This window comes from Pseudomonas sp. H9 (assembly GCF_004353925.1).
Taxonomy (GTDB): Bacteria; Pseudomonadota; Gammaproteobacteria; order Pseudomonadales; family Pseudomonadaceae; genus Aquipseudomonas.
Genome location: NZ_SMOK01000023.1, coordinates 1 through 14,053 on the forward strand (window position 1 = coordinate 1; position 14,053 = coordinate 14,053).

General features: G+C 58.5%; 8 protein-coding genes and 2 rRNA genes. 5 read left to right on the forward strand and 5 right to left on the reverse strand.

Annotation, left to right across the window (positions count from 1 at the left end; translation table 11 throughout):
• Together E1573_RS17630 and rrf are read left to right on the forward strand one after the other, a co-directional pair.
• Window positions 1-89 (forward strand): 23S ribosomal RNA (locus E1573_RS17630); the annotation flags it as partial.
• A gap of 135 nt (window positions 90-224) precedes the next feature.
• A 5S ribosomal RNA gene (rrf, locus tag E1573_RS17635) occupies window positions 225-340 on the forward strand.
• Window positions 341-571: 231 nt separating this feature from the next.
• Here rrf and E1573_RS17640 read toward each other — a convergent pair.
• A complete protein-coding gene (locus E1573_RS17640) occupies window positions 572-877 on the reverse strand; it encodes a hypothetical protein (RefSeq protein ID WP_133215864.1) in 306 nt (101 codons plus the stop codon).
• A gap of 72 nt (window positions 878-949) precedes the next feature.
• On the reverse strand, window positions 950-3,817 hold the full coding sequence (locus E1573_RS17645) for an HD domain-containing phosphohydrolase (protein ID WP_133215865.1): 2,868 nt from the start codon (window positions 3,815-3,817) through the stop codon (window positions 950-952).
• A 224-nt stretch (window positions 3,818-4,041) separates the two neighbouring features.
• On the opposite strand from E1573_RS17645, the gene E1573_RS17650 reads away from it, so the two are divergent.
• Both E1573_RS17650 and E1573_RS17655 read left to right on the forward strand, forming a co-directional pair.
• Window positions 4,042-4,548, forward strand: a complete 507-nt coding sequence (locus tag E1573_RS17650) for a sigma-70 family RNA polymerase sigma factor (RefSeq protein ID WP_218568386.1) — start codon at window positions 4,042-4,044, stop codon at window positions 4,546-4,548.
• Window positions 4,545-5,492, forward strand: coding sequence for a FecR domain-containing protein (locus E1573_RS17655; protein ID WP_133215867.1), 948 nt, complete (start codon window positions 4,545-4,547; stop codon window positions 5,490-5,492). The genes E1573_RS17650 and E1573_RS17655 overlap by 4 nt, the downstream gene beginning before the upstream one ends.
• On the opposite strand, the gene E1573_RS17660 is transcribed toward E1573_RS17655, so the two are convergent.
• From E1573_RS17660 to E1573_RS17670, 3 genes are all read right to left on the reverse strand, one after another.
• On the reverse strand, window positions 5,462-8,305 hold the full coding sequence (locus E1573_RS17660; protein ID WP_133215868.1) for a pitrilysin family protein: 2,844 nt from the start codon (window positions 8,303-8,305) through the stop codon (window positions 5,462-5,464). The two genes, E1573_RS17655 and E1573_RS17660, sit on opposite strands and share 31 nt — an antisense overlap.
• On the reverse strand, window positions 8,295-9,998 hold the full coding sequence (locus E1573_RS17665) for an ABC transporter ATP-binding protein/permease (RefSeq protein WP_133215869.1): 1,704 nt from the start codon (window positions 9,996-9,998) through the stop codon (window positions 8,295-8,297). Before E1573_RS17665 ends, E1573_RS17660 begins: the two co-directional genes overlap by 11 nt.
• Before the next feature lie 67 nt (window positions 9,999-10,065).
• On the reverse strand, window positions 10,066-12,819 hold the full coding sequence (locus E1573_RS17670) for a TonB-dependent receptor (RefSeq protein ID WP_165957352.1): 2,754 nt from the start codon (window positions 12,817-12,819) through the stop codon (window positions 10,066-10,068).
• 307 nt (window positions 12,820-13,126) lie between these two features.
• On the opposite strand from E1573_RS17670, the gene E1573_RS17675 reads away from it, so the two are divergent.
• On the forward strand, window positions 13,127-14,050 hold the full coding sequence (locus tag E1573_RS17675) for a hypothetical protein (protein WP_133215871.1): 924 nt from the start codon (window positions 13,127-13,129) through the stop codon (window positions 14,048-14,050).
• Window positions 14,051-14,053 lie beyond the last annotated feature (3 nt).

Below are 14,053 nucleotides of genomic sequence, written 5' to 3' on the forward strand. Positions count from 1 at the left end.
GTCGAAGACTACGACGTTGATAGGTTGGGTGTGTAAGCGCTGTGAGGCGTTGAGCTAACCAATACTAATTGCCCGTGAGGCTTGACCATATAACACCCAAGCAATTTGAGCGAAAGCCAGATTGCGGTGTTGTGAAGACGAAACGAACCGAAAGTTTGCAATTCACAAATATCACATACCCGATTCGCTGGAGTGTCTAACAAGACCTTCTGGCAACAGAATTTCTTGACGACCATAGAGCATTGGAACCACCTGATCCCATCCCGAACTCAGCAGTGAAACGATGCATCGCCGATGGTAGTGTGGGGTTTCCCCATGTGAGAGTAGGTCATCGTCAAGATTAAATTCCGAAACCCCTATCTGCACATGCAGGTAGGGGTTTTGTCTTTTCCGCCCACTGGAAAAGACCAGGCTGTGGGAGTGCCGGTGTGGGAGCGGGCTTGCCCCGCGATAGCGGTGTGCCAGTGAAATAGCTTCGCGGGGCAAGCCCGCTCCCGCACCGCCGCTCCCACAAAAAGCCTGCGCATAAAAAAACCACCCCGTGGGGTGGTCTTGTACTTGCGTAGGCGTATTAAACAAAAGCCTGCGGCGCTACACCTCGAGGCAAGCGGCAGCGATCAGGCTGAGCCGCCAGGCGCTCACGCCAGCTGGCTCTGAAACAGAACGCGGAAGCTTTCGCCTGGCTTGCCTGGCTTTCCAGGCGTTGCTTGCGCAGCTCTGCCAGCGAAGGGGTGGCTTTTTTGGCTGGGGCCACGTCGACTTTGCTCAGCGAACGTTGGCACGACTTGCAATCAACCTTATCGGTTTCGGAAGTGCTGCTGAGGTTATTGCCATTGCGGCCGCAAGCGACTGAGTCGCCGCTGGTTGAGTAGTGCATTACCAAAACTGTACATCTCCACACATTGAACAAAAGCGCCGGTATTTTCGCATAGGTTGAAGGCGGATGCGGCTAAACCTCGTCCAGTGCCGCCAAGTACCGTTGGATATCGACTTCGTCGAGCTGTTCGGGGTGGAGGAATTTCTCGCCGTACTCGCGGTATACGCCACTGGTAAGAAACAAACGGAACAGCTCGGCATCAATGTGTTGGTCACGGGCCATGTGGCTCAGAATCGTCAAAGACTCCGACAGCGTCTTGGAGGGCTTATAGGGGCGATCTGCTGCGCTCAGCGCCTCAAAGATGTCAGCAATCGCAATTACCCGCTCGGCAATGCTCATATCGCTTTTGCGCAGGCGACGTGGGTAGCCCGTGCCGTCCATTTTTTCGTGATGGTTGCCGGCAATGTTCGGTACACGTTTGAGGTGGCGTGGTAAGGGCAGGGTGTTGAGCATGATGATCGTTTGAACGATGTGTTCGTTGATCTTGAAGCGTTCCTCCTCCGTTAACGTGCCGCGACGGATGCTGAGGTTGTACAGCTCGCCGTAGTTGTACGCCTGCGCCGGTAAGCGCATATCGAAGCCCCAGACGTTACGTGGGTCGTCTTTGACCACAGGAGGTTTACGTTCACCCCAAGGCACCAGATGATCATCACGGTCAGCCAGCAAACGTTCTTCCGCCGGCAGGGCTGGGATGGGCACTGCGGCCAGGCGCTGCGCTTCGTCGCGAGACAGTCCAAGGCGGTTATCGAAATGCCGCAACCAGCGGCGCGTACCGATCTGCTGGAGGCGCTCGATATCCGCGTCAGACATAAACTCGCCACCAATATTGGCGTTCGCGATGAAGCTGAACTCATCCTGCAGTTCGGCGTGGCGGTTATGCAGGGCCTGTTGCAGCGCGGGTTGATCGCCAGCAGCAGCCACACCCTTCCAGTACTCCAACTCGGCATCGCGCCAGAGCACTTCGAAACGAGTACGGATCTCGTGAATGCGGTTATACAGCGTCTCTAACTTGGTGGCCTTGTCGACCACATACTCTGGGCTGGTCACCTTACCGCAGTCGTGCAACCACGCTGCGATCTTGAACTCATAACGTTCCATTGCGCTCATTTGGTACTGCGCGTAAGGGCCACTTGGGGCTGCAATCACTTTGTCGATGAGCATTTCGGCAAGCTGCGGGACCCGCTGGCAATGCCCGCCGGTGTACGGGCTCTTGGCATCCGTGGCGTCGGCCAGCAGTTTGATGATGGCGTCCAGCAGCCGTTGTTGGGCTTCGATCAGTTGCCGCGTCTCGATGGCCACCGCCGCAGCGCCAGACAGCTCCTGAACAAAGCGCCGGAACGGTTGCTGTGTTGTCCCCGTTTGCAACTGAGCCGGCCCTAGTTGCAATACCAGGATCCCCAGCAGTTGCTCGCTGCGGTCGTTCAACGCGACAGTCAGGTATTGCGCGTGATCCCCCAAAGCTTGGGTGACTGCGCTATCCAGATCGGTTTGGTTGTCGTGCGTTAGCTGCAGTTCGCCAGGGTACTCGGTGTCTCGGGAATGCGCTGCCAGTTGTAGTGTGTCGGCGTTGTTTGCGAGCAGGTAAACCGCTCCGGAGCGGGTAGTGCTGGCTTCCACTAATTGGTCGAGTACCTCGCCAAGCATATTGTCCAGCTGCGTTTCCCGGCTCAGGGTGAAAGTAATCGCCTGGAAGTTGTTAATGGTGCGCGCCATGCTGCCAAGCACCTGGCTTAGTTCGCGAACTTCGATGATCTGTGATTTCACCCCGACCTTGCGGCCGAAATCGAAGTTGCTCAGCGCCCCTACCTGCTGCGTCAGTATTTGCAGCGGCCTGGCGATGCGCTGGGCCAATACCCAGCCCACTACCAACAGCAGGAGTATCAACGCAGCGGCCCACAACACCTGTTCAGCCAATGCCTGGCGTGCCCCCATCAGCAACTCAGCGGCCGGCACGGCAATCAGCAAATGGATGTCATGTTGGGCAAAAGTCGACAGCGGCACGCGCATTCCATACCAGGCCTGGCCACCCGACTGGTAGCGCCGGGGTCCGGTATTTTGCTGGTTGTCGCTGAACAACTGGTTGAGGCTGTCTACACCCAGTTCATCAAGGCGCGACAGCCGCAGTGCTTCGCCCTCCTGCACCAGCACGCGCTGCAAATCAGGGTAGGTCAGTACCGTGCCCGAGCTGTCTACGACCGCAATTTCGGTGCCGGGGCTGATACTCAAGTCGTCAATCCCGCTGCCCAGGTCATTCACTGAAGCATCCATCCCCAGCACGGCAGCGCCGTCGATACTGCGCTGTGAAAGGGTCAGGCCGATTTCGCGTGTGGTAAAAAACACATACGGCTTGGTCAGTGCTGTGGAGGTTGAGTTCATACCGGCGATGAACCAGGGGCGGGTGCGTGGATCGAAGTGGTAGTCGGCCTTGGCCTCATGCTTGAGCAGCGACAATTGGCCATCGTAAAAGCGCCATTCGCCGAGGAGTTGTCCGTTGTTGTCCAGGCTGATGCTTTGCACCAGATACGTGGCCTCAGGAGGCGCGTGCAGGCGCTGTTTGACCGAGTCATCGCGTAGTACCCGTACCAACAGGAATTCCCCATTCGGATAACCGGCATACACCGCACTGAGCATCTTGTTGGCGTTAAGGCTGGCCACCAGCAAGGGTAAGCGGTCGAGTCGCTGCGGCAGATTGCTGGCTTTGGAAAGCGGGTCATAGGCCAGCAACTGAATCGAGCTCAGTGCCGGATCGAGCAAGCGTCGGGCTCGTTCGTTGATAGTACGGCTCAACTGCTGCGCCGTGTCTGCCGAGGCGCTTACCAACGCCTGCTGCATGCCGAGGTAACTTTTGTAAGCCAGCACCCCGCCCAGCACCAGGGTACTGAGCATGATTGCCAGCGCGATAAGCACCCGGAGAGAGAACCCGCGACTGGCGTTGTTCATAGCTGAGGTCCTTGCTGGTCACTGCTAGTGATGGTCGCTGCTGAACAAACCGCCGCACGCGTACGACTATGCTAGACCAGCCTCGAAGCAGGCGCACGGGGGCTGCTTGTGGCTTCTATAGGGAATGACGGAAACCTAACTGACATCAGTATGATGGCGTTTAACGTTTCAAATGCGCAGAATAATGATTATCATTAATGTTTATTTCGTGCGCCTTATCGATCATGCAAACCAAGGATGTAGTCGTCAGCCTCTATCAGAATCACAGTGGCTGGCTCAAGGGATGGTTGCAACAACGCTTGGGCTGTTCCAGTGATGCTGCTGATCTGGCCCACGACATCTTCGTGAAGGTGCTGCACAGGGACCTGAACGACCTACGCGAACCTCGCGCTTTTCTCCGAACCATCGCCCACGGCTTGATGGTTGATAAGGTGCGCCGCAAAGAACTTGAGCGCGCTTACCTGGCAACACTTCAGCACCTACCTGAAGCCCTGGCAGCTTCCCCTGAGTTGACTTGCTCCATTCTCGAGACGCTGTATGCCCTGGATCGTATGTTGAGCAGTTTGCCAACAAAGGTGCGCCAGGCATTTTTGCTTTGTCAGGTAGACGGCCTGAAGTACGCAGAGGCGGCCGAACGACTCGGTGTCACAGTCAGCTCTATCAAGAAGTACATGCATACCGCGTTGTTACGTTGTCTGGAGCTGGAATTGGAATTGGAGCTTGAGGCATGACGGCGCCAAGTGAGCAGCAACAGAGTCTGAATGAAGCCCTGAATTGGCTTATCGAGTTACGTGAAGCACAGGACGGTGATCTTCACTATCACAACTGGCAGACCTGGCTTGCGCTCAGTAGCCAGAACCGCCAAGCCTGGCAGCGCGTAGAAAGGCTGGGCCAACGGCTTTCAGGTGCTCAGGGCCAGTCAGTGCTTCACGCTGTGCGGACAGCTCCAGCCCCTACCTCGCGTCGAGCCTTCATTGGCAAAATGTGCGTGCTGCTCGGTGGTGCCGGCACCATTGCCTACAGTGGTCAGCAACTTGTCTGGCCGGAACTTGGTGCCGGTTACCACACCAGTACGGGTGAACTGCGCAATCTGGCGTTGGCCAACCATCTTCAGCTCACCCTGAACACCTCGACCGCTCTGGATGTTCAGGCGGACGTTCAGCGCACGCAGATTGATTTGTTGAAAGGCGAGATCATGGTCGACTCGCGCCACGTCGTGTCCGAATCGACTCAGATCCACTTGCCACAGATGAGTATCTGGGCGGGGCAGGCACGCTTCTCGGTTCGCGCGCTGGCGGGTGAACCACAGCGTATCAGTGTTTATCAGGGGCAAATTAGTCTCAACCGCGGTAGCGAAGAGCATCCGCTTGCCGCTGGCCAGCAACTGCTGGTGTCGGCCAGCGATGTTCACCGCCAGCCATTGCCGTTGGCTTCAGATGCCTGGACGCGCGGCCTGTTGATCACCGACGGCATGCCCTTGGCTTTGTTCGCCCGGGAGTTGGACCGCTACCGTAGCGGGCGTCTGCACTGCGACCCGCAAGTCGCAGCGCTGCGCGTGTCGGGTGCCTTCGATGTGAAGCACCCGGAGCAGGTGCTGGCAACGCTCAGCCAAGTGTTGCCAGTCAAGGTGCAGTACCGCACGCGCTACTGGGCGACGCTGGTGCCCGCGGTTTGAACATCAGCGCTGCCGGGCGCCAGGATGAACAGCTTGGGGTGGTGTCCCAGCAACGCTTTGCACAGGGCGTTAACGCTGGAAAGCTCCAGATCGCGTAAACGTTGCGCTGCGTTTTCGATGCTACTGAAGTCATCGTCCACCATCGCCACCTGAGCCAAGGCTTCCGCCCAGTAGATAGCGCTTCGGCGTTGCTGTGTCAGTTCGATGAGTTGAGCCTGGCGGGCCTGCTGCAGCTCGCCTTGGCTAATGCCGTGATCAGCCAGTTTAGCCACGACCTTCTGTGCATCAGCAGTCAACGCGTCGGCGCGTTCTGGCGAGGCGGAAAAGCTCAACCGTGCCAGATAATAAGCCGACGGCAATCGGGTCAGTAGCTGACTGAAGCCGATGGTATAAACCCCGGAGGCCTCCTCGCGAATTGCTTGACGCAATCGCTGATTTGCCACTTTGTCTATCAGGCTCAGGGCCAGGACATTGTCTTCACGCCAGGTAGCAGGGCTGCTGTACAGCAGGTTGATCATGGTTTTCGGGCTGCTGGACCACGGGTAACGGTGCTGCATGCTGTGTTGCAACGGCTGTACACCCATGTCACGCCATTGGGGGGCAGGCCCGGGAGCGGTTGGCAAGCCGCTCAGCCAAGTACGGGATAGTTGTTCTACTCGATCCAGGTCCATCGGGCCGCTCACCACCAAAGTCATACCCTGGCGTACGGCAAAGCGCTCGCGATAGGCTTGTTGCAGTTGTTCAGCCGCAAATGCGCGCCAAGGGCCCTGAGCATCGCTGACCAGACGCTGGCCGTTGCTGTAGGCCGTACGGTTGATCGCATCCATGAAGCGCCGCTCAGCCGGTTGGTTATCCAGGCTGGCACTGTAACGTTGACGCATCTCTTCAAGCCGCTCGGGTTCAAAGCGCGGTGCCGACAGTTTCAGGTGCAGCAGTTTGAACAGGGTTTCCAACTCATCAGCCGGCGCTGTGCCGCGCATGCCGTGGAACAGACTTTCGCTAAAAGGCTTCAATTGCACCTGGCTGGCCTGACCCAGGCGTGCCAGTTGCAGCGCTGAGTAGTCGCCGTAGCCACTGCGCTCAGCCAGGCTGATGGACCAATGGGACAGGCCCGCCTGATTGATGGGGTCAAGTGATGAGCCTCCGTACTGACGCAGTTCCAGGCGTACGTTGTCCTGAAGCGTGGGGTCGGCCTTGACGATGACCCGCATACCATTACTCAAGCGCCACTGCACCGCGCCGACTGCTTCGAGCGACGTTTTATCACTCAGGCTGCCGGGCGTTGGCGCTGTGAGTGTCAGTGCCTGTTGCCGTGCAGCATGGGGGAAAGCCCCCGGTTGGCTGGCCAGAGCCCGTTGCCAGAGTGCTGTCCATTGCCCATCGCTGAGCTTCGCGGTGTCGCCCTTTGGTCCCACCAGTGCCAAGCGCGGTGAGGCTTCGGCGAGCAGTTCGCCGACAGCAGCCTGCAGGTGCAGTACACCGATTTTGGGCAGCCAGGCTTGAGTGATTTGCCACTGTTGGCGCTTGTCGAACAGCGGCATCTGGAACTCGACCGCTTGAGCCAGCCCGTCGGCCAGTGCCTGGTTGGTGAAGCGCTGCTGAGCGCCAGCCTGGTTTTGCAATTTGTCCATCAGGCGCTGCTTGGCGGCGTCCAGTTCTTGCTCGCTCACCGGCTGGACGGCCATGCGCTGCAGCTCGGTGAACAGCTGCTCGCTGGCCTTGGCGTAGTTGCTGTCACGCGGGTGCAGTACCATCCGGTATTGAGCCCGGCGGGCATCCAGCAAGATAGCTCGCTCGGCAACGCCAGCCTGGCTGAATACGCCTTGCTCGACCAATAGGTCCAGACGTTCATCAAGCACGCTCAACCACAAGGCATCGATCAGATCGCGCCATTGCCCGTTCTGACTTTCCAGTGCGGCAGGCAAATTGCGTTGCAACGCCAGCTGTATCAGGCGCTGCCCCTGTTCGGCATCGAACACTGAAGCGACGCGCAATGCCTTGCCACCACGAAATTGCGCCGCACTGGATGGCAGCGTAGTACCGCGTGGCTGAGCACCAAACAATGCTTCGATACGACTGCGCAACTGAGCCTCGTCAAAGCGGCCAACCAGGAGCAAGGTCATGCGCTGTGGTTGGTACCAATCGCGGTAGTAGGCTTTTGCCTGCTCAACCGGCGCGTGACGAATGACTTCAAGGTCGCCGATGGGGTTGCGGTTCTGGTAATCGCTGTCTTGATAGAGCAAATCGTCGATGCGCTGATTGATACGTTGCCCGACACCTTGGCGCAGTCGCCATTCCTCGACAATTACCTCGCGCTCGGCTTCGAAGGCGGCAGGGTCAAAGCTCAAGTGAGAGGCCCAATCGGCCATCAGGCGTAAGGCGAGGTCAGTATGATTTTTGTCATCGTCGGCCAGCGATATTTTGTACAGGGTGCTGTTGAAGCTTGTTGCGGCGTTGATGTCTGGCCCCAGGCTGATGCCCAAGCGCTCCAGCGCCGTAAGCCCGGCTTTGCCTGGGAAATGCTCGCTGCCCTTGAATGCCATATGTTCGACAAAATGCGACAGCCCGCGCTGCTCGGGGCTTTCCTGCAGTGAACCGCTGCCTACCAGTAGGCGCAGCTCCAGGCCATCAGTTGCGCGAGGCACCAGCATGACGCGCAAGCCGTTGGCCAAGTGATAGTCCTGTAGCTCGGGTCTTGCCGGTAACTCTGCGCGGGGCTCGTTGGCTGCCGGCGCTGCGGCGTGTGGTACGACGGCTGCGCTGCAGGCAGTCAGCAGCAGCGTACTGAGTATTAGCAGAGGTTTAACATTCATGAGCAAAGCGTTCCTCGCAAGGTTGAGGCAGGGTGTCCAGATCAATCAGATGGTCGGCTTGAGCGGCGAGATGAGGTTGATGGCTGACCAGCAAGATGGCGCTGTTGCGCAAGTGCTGGCGCAGCACACCCAGCAGGGCACTGGCGGCTGCTGGGTCTAGCGCCGACAGCGTCTCGTCGAGCAGCAGCAGGGCAGGGCGGTTGAGTAAAAGCCGGGCGATGATCAGGCGCTGGCGCTCACCACCGGAGACGCGCTGGCACCAGTCAGAGGCTTGATCCAAGTGGTCGTGCCAGTGGCCCATTCCCACCTCATCCAGTGCCCAGCACAATTGGCGTCGGCTGAAGGAGCCCGTCAGACGGGGATAGGTGAGCAAATCAGCCAACGAGCCATCCCCGAGATAAAGATCCTGCGGCACCCAGAATACGGCGGCATGTGGCGCCAGCTGGCCGTGAAAGTGCGGCCAGAAACCTGCCAAGGTGCGCAGCAGTGTTGATTTCCCCAACCCCGAGCGTCCACGTAGCAAGGTCAGGGTGCCCGGCTCCAGATGAAGTGTCAGAGGCGGCAACAAGGGCGCACCGTCGCAGCGATGAATCGAAAGCTGTGCGTCCAGCAGCGCCGTGTTTGCGGGGGGCGGCGATGTTGCGGGCACTCGTAATGGCTCATTCAACAGCGTTACAAAGCCATGCAAACGCTCGACGCAAGCGGCCCAAGTGGCAATGTCGCGGTAGGCGTAGATAAACCAGCTCAATGCGCCCGCTACCTGGCCGAAAGCCGACTGGATACGCATCAGGCCACCCAGCTGCAGCTCACCGGAGAGGAACTTGGGTAATGCGAAGAAGAACGGGGCAAGCAGGGTCACCTGCTGATAACCCACAGTGAAAAATGCCAGGTTGCGTTCCGCACGCATCAGGCCATACCAGTTGCCGACCACTTCACTGAAACGCCTATGCAGTGCTTCACGGTCTTGAGCCTGACCACGGTGGCCCGCAATTGCATCCGCATGTCGGCGTCGAAAAATCAGGGCGCTGCGGTAATCGGCCTCGCGGTGTTGCTGGCGAACATTCAGGCCCGGTAGCGCCCCACCGATCCAGTGGGCCAGGGCGATGCCGCCAAGGGTGTAAGCCAGGCACGTCCAGACCATATAACCCGGCAGTCGGTACGACTCGCCTGCGAGAGTGAACGTGAACGCACCGGACAACATCCACAGGATGCTGACAAACGAGATCAAGGTAACCACCGAACGGGTGAACGACAGCAGCAACTTGAGTGAGTGCTCAACCATTAACCGCACGTCATCGGCTATTCGCTGGTCAGGGTTGTCGGGCTCGCGACCCTGTAACTGCAGGCGATAGTGCCGGGCATCGGGCGACAGCCAGCGTGTGCACAGGTGGTCGGTCAGCCAGGCACGCCAGCGGATCTGCAGTTGCTTGCGTAAGTAATCGGCATACACCACCACCAGTATCATGGCGGCAACCAAGCCGACGAAACTGTACAGCAGCGGGTACAGCGCCTTGCCATCCAGTGCTTGCAAGGCGTTGTAGAAATCGCCGTTCCACTGGTTCAGGCGTACGTTGATTGCAACGCCCAGCAAGGTCAGGGCAATGACCGTGGCCAGCAGCAACCAGGCCGGCAACGCCTCACGCGAGCGCCAGAAGGGGCCGGTGATGGCCCAGAATTGTCGAAGTCGTATCATCAGGATCCACGGCCCTTGCCGAGCCGCTCCACAATCAAAGGAGGCGACCCCGAAGGGCCGCGTGGGCTCAGAAGTCGTAGGTCATTCCCAGCCAAACCTGCCGGCCCGGCTGGTAGATCTTGTAGGTGCCGCCGTTCCACGACATCGTGTCGCTCTGGTTCTTGTTGTTGAACAGGTTATTGACCTGCGCATTGAAGCCCAGGCCATGCGCGAAGGCCGGTTTCCATTGCACGTTGGTGTCCCAGCGCCACAGTGAGCCGATACGTGCCGAACTGTACTTACGCACCCGCAGGTCACTGTCGGGCAGTGGGTAATAGCCGTCTACGCCAGTGTCGTGCTTGTACACCTGGTCGCGGCTGCTCTCCCAGGTCAGGCGGTTGAACAGCGACAGGCCGTAATCCTGCCAGTCGGTCTGCCAATCGAGGTTGAGCTTCCACGGTGCGTTGAAGTCGCTGGCGGGCAGGTCTTTGGCATCAATCACTTTGCCTTCGAACCAGGCTTTGCTCGGGTCTAGCTTCATGCTCAGGTCGATGTCGCTGTAACCCAACTCCAGCGCTGTGTCGCTGTGGGTTTTTTGCCAGGCCAGGGCGGCGCTGAAGCGGTGCTCGGCATACAGGGCGCGCAACGGTTCAATCATGCTGACGCTCAGGTAGACGTTATCGCTGTCAGTTTTGCTGTCGTTGACGAACTCCTTGATGCCACGCTCGTGGCGGGCGCGGCTGTCCGGGTACTTGGGTCGGCTGCGCACTTCATTACGGTGCTTACGATTCACGTACTGCAGCGCCCACAGGCTGTTGCCCCAACGCTGGTCTATGCCGAGCATCAACTCATCGCTGTAGGGCGTCTTCAGCTTGTCCAGCCCTTCGTAATCCGGTGTCGAGTCCCAGGTACCGTCACCGTTGTCGATGATCGGAAAGCAGTCAAAGGAGCAGTGCTTGAGGCCGCCGTTCTGTGCACCATACAGCGCGTAAGTGAGCATGGAGCTGCCGTAGTAGCGGTTGGCACCGGCTTTGAGCACCGTGGCGCCGTTACCAAAGGCATCCAGCGACACCGACAGACGCGGGGCTACGTTGTTCTGGTCGATGAAGTCGTCACGATCCAGGCGCAGACCCGGGCGCACGGTCAGGCGCCCCCAGTCCATCTCGTTCTCGGCGAACAGGTGGTAGCTGGTGTAGCGGGTGCTGGCGGAGCCGGCGAAAAAGGCATCCACCTGGCGCAACCAGATGTCCTCTTCGTACAAGTTGTAGTTGGCGGCGTAGTAGGTTTCTTCGCGTTCGAATTTTGCATCGACTTGACTGACTCCACCGCCAACGGTTACGCGGTGCCCCAGCCCACCAGCGAAAACGCGGTCAAAGGCGAACTGGCCGGACAACTCCGCAGTGTCCTGATAACTGTTGAGGCTACCGGGGCCTCCATAGTTATAGGTTGTGGGGTTGCGCCAGTCAGTGGCGTCGAGCAACGACACACGATAGTCGGTATCGCTGTCACGGATGTCGGCCATGTGCCGGTAACTGGCATTGAGTTCCAACTGTCCCAGTGAAGTCAGGTGCTCCAGCCTGAGGATACTGGCCAGGCCATCATGGCTGTTCTGATAGCCCGAGTTGGCCACGGTGTTCTGGAACATCTGCTCCTCATAACCGGAGTACAGTACCGTCCAGTGCAGGGTGGTTTCCGGGGTGGCGTACCAGCTGAACTTGGTCGACAGATTGTCTGACTGGCGGCGCTGCAGGCGATTGCTTGCCGGGTGATTGAAAGCAATCACTTCGTCTCCATCGAGCTCGATGCCCAGCCCGCCAAGATCGCGCATGGGGATTTTCGAGTCCCGCCGCGAAGCGCTGACCACCACGCCAAGGTTTTCTGCCAATTGCGTCTCGCCCCAAAAGCCGTAGTCACTCTTTTGGTAACTGGGCTGGAAGCGCGAAGGGTGCGACATGCTGTTGTTGGAACTGTCGAAGTCCAGGCGGTCGTCGGTAAACGTCGAGTTCCAGTCGGCATCGGTGTGGCGGTAATACAGCTGCCCGGCCTGGCCGCCGCGCCAACTGCGCGAAGTCGCCTCAACCACGCCACCAGTGAAGCCGCTGTAGCGGGCGGAAATGTTCGAGTCATGGACCTCAAGGCTGTCGATCAAGCGGCTGTCGAGGTAGAACCCCTGCTCGCTGGACGTACCTGAAGCCATGGTCACGCCGTTACCCGCATCGACCGGATCGAGGTCATTGTTCATGCGCATGCCGTCCAGGCTGAACAAGCCCTGGTAGGGGCGTGAGCCGTGGATAGAGATTGAGTCTGGTTTGATCTCGCCCTGACTCAGGCCGTTCTGGCTACTGTTGGAAAATTGCACCACCGGGTGGCTGCGCAACAGGTCGGTGAGGTTGTTGTTGGCCTGGGGGCGTTGCTCGATTTGCTCGGAGGTCAGCCTGAACGGGTGGGCGAAGCGGTTTTCTTCCTGCATCGCCGGTGTGGTGACGTTGGTGCTCGGCAGTCGCACGCTGTCGGGCTGCCAGCCTTTTTGTGCTTTGACCAAATATCCGCCATCGACCGCTTCATACGTTAGCCCGGTACCTTCCAATAACAGCTGCAGGCCAGAGGCGGGGCTGAAGTTGCCTTGCAGAGGTTGCGCTTCAAGCTTGTCGACCAACCGGGCATCAAAGGCCAGACGAATCCCGGCCTGTTCGGCCAGGCGCGCAAGGCTAAGGCCCAGAGGCCCGGCCGGCAGGGAAAAATAGCGCTTTTCAGCCGACTGCTCGGCTTGAACCGCAGGCGCAGCAGCTAATAACAATGAAGCACAAAGCAAAGACGGAAGTTGTGGGTGATGGCGGAACATCAATCGGGATCCTATGCAGTCTCGATGCAATTCCACCGAAGTGGAAATCATTATCGATTGCTATGCCGATCCAGATCGAAAAAGGGACAAAGCCAAACAGAAATTTTTTCCCCCCTGGTAGGAGCGGGCTTGCCCCGCGATAGCGATCTGTCAGTTGCATCGCATCGCGGGGCAAGCCCGCTCCTACCGTTGTCTTCGAGGCAATTGACCTTCCCCGCAGGGGAAGCTTTAGCATCACACCGCCTTGGACAGCCGTTTGCTGTCGCCCCACGAAAACGGGTCCGTATCTACTTTGAAAGGAGCTGCTATGCAGCATTCAGCACTGACTCCGCGCCAAACAGCACTGTCCTACTTCAGTGCATTCATGTTTGTTGTCGCGATGGTGGCAATCGCCGGTTTCTACAGCGATCGGGAAATAATCTTGCCCGAAATATCGGCCATGGCCGTTGCGTTATGGGTCTATCGCGACCAGAACTGGATGAGGCATCCAGAAAAGATATTCCTGTGGCCCAGTGCAACAGCTTTGCTTGGCTTCTGTATCAATTTGCTGGCAATTCCGTATGCGGCAAAACTGATGCTCGTGCTAGGCGCGATGCTGATGTTCTTCCTGGTCTTTCGCTACAGCCTTGCGCCCGCGCTCGCTACGGGTTTTCTCCCCGTGGTTACCAACGCTACAGAAATCTCCTTTTTGCTTGCCATCGTCACGACAACCTTAGCCCTGATGTTTGCAGTGAAGTTGGCCAAGTTGCGTACCGACCACAATCGCTCGGTCGTGGTCATGCCCAAGGTACTGGCCGTGTACGCTGCGATCATTCTTGCCGCTATTGGGATTGCCGCCTCGCTTGGCAACCCGCACCTGGCTGTTCTGCCGCCGGTCGCTGTTGTGGTGTACGAAACCTTGCACATGAAAATGTACAGCTGGCGAATGGTGCTGAAGCAGACCCTGGCCTTGACGCTGTCGGCAACCATCGGTGTGATGGTGTATCTGTACCTCAATAATTGGGTGGCCGTTGCGGCAGTGAGCCTTGTGCTGATGTGGCTGCTGTTGCGGTTGCTCAAGATGCGTATGCCTGCCGTGTATGCGTTTCCGTTTCTGGCCTACGTGTTTCCTCAGCAGGCGATTGAATGGCTGCCGGTAGCTACAGTGCTCGTGTCCTTTTTCTCGCTGAGTTTGGTGTTGGCCTACCACGTGACACAAAACGCCAAGGCGTCCTCCAGGATCCGTACATGACCG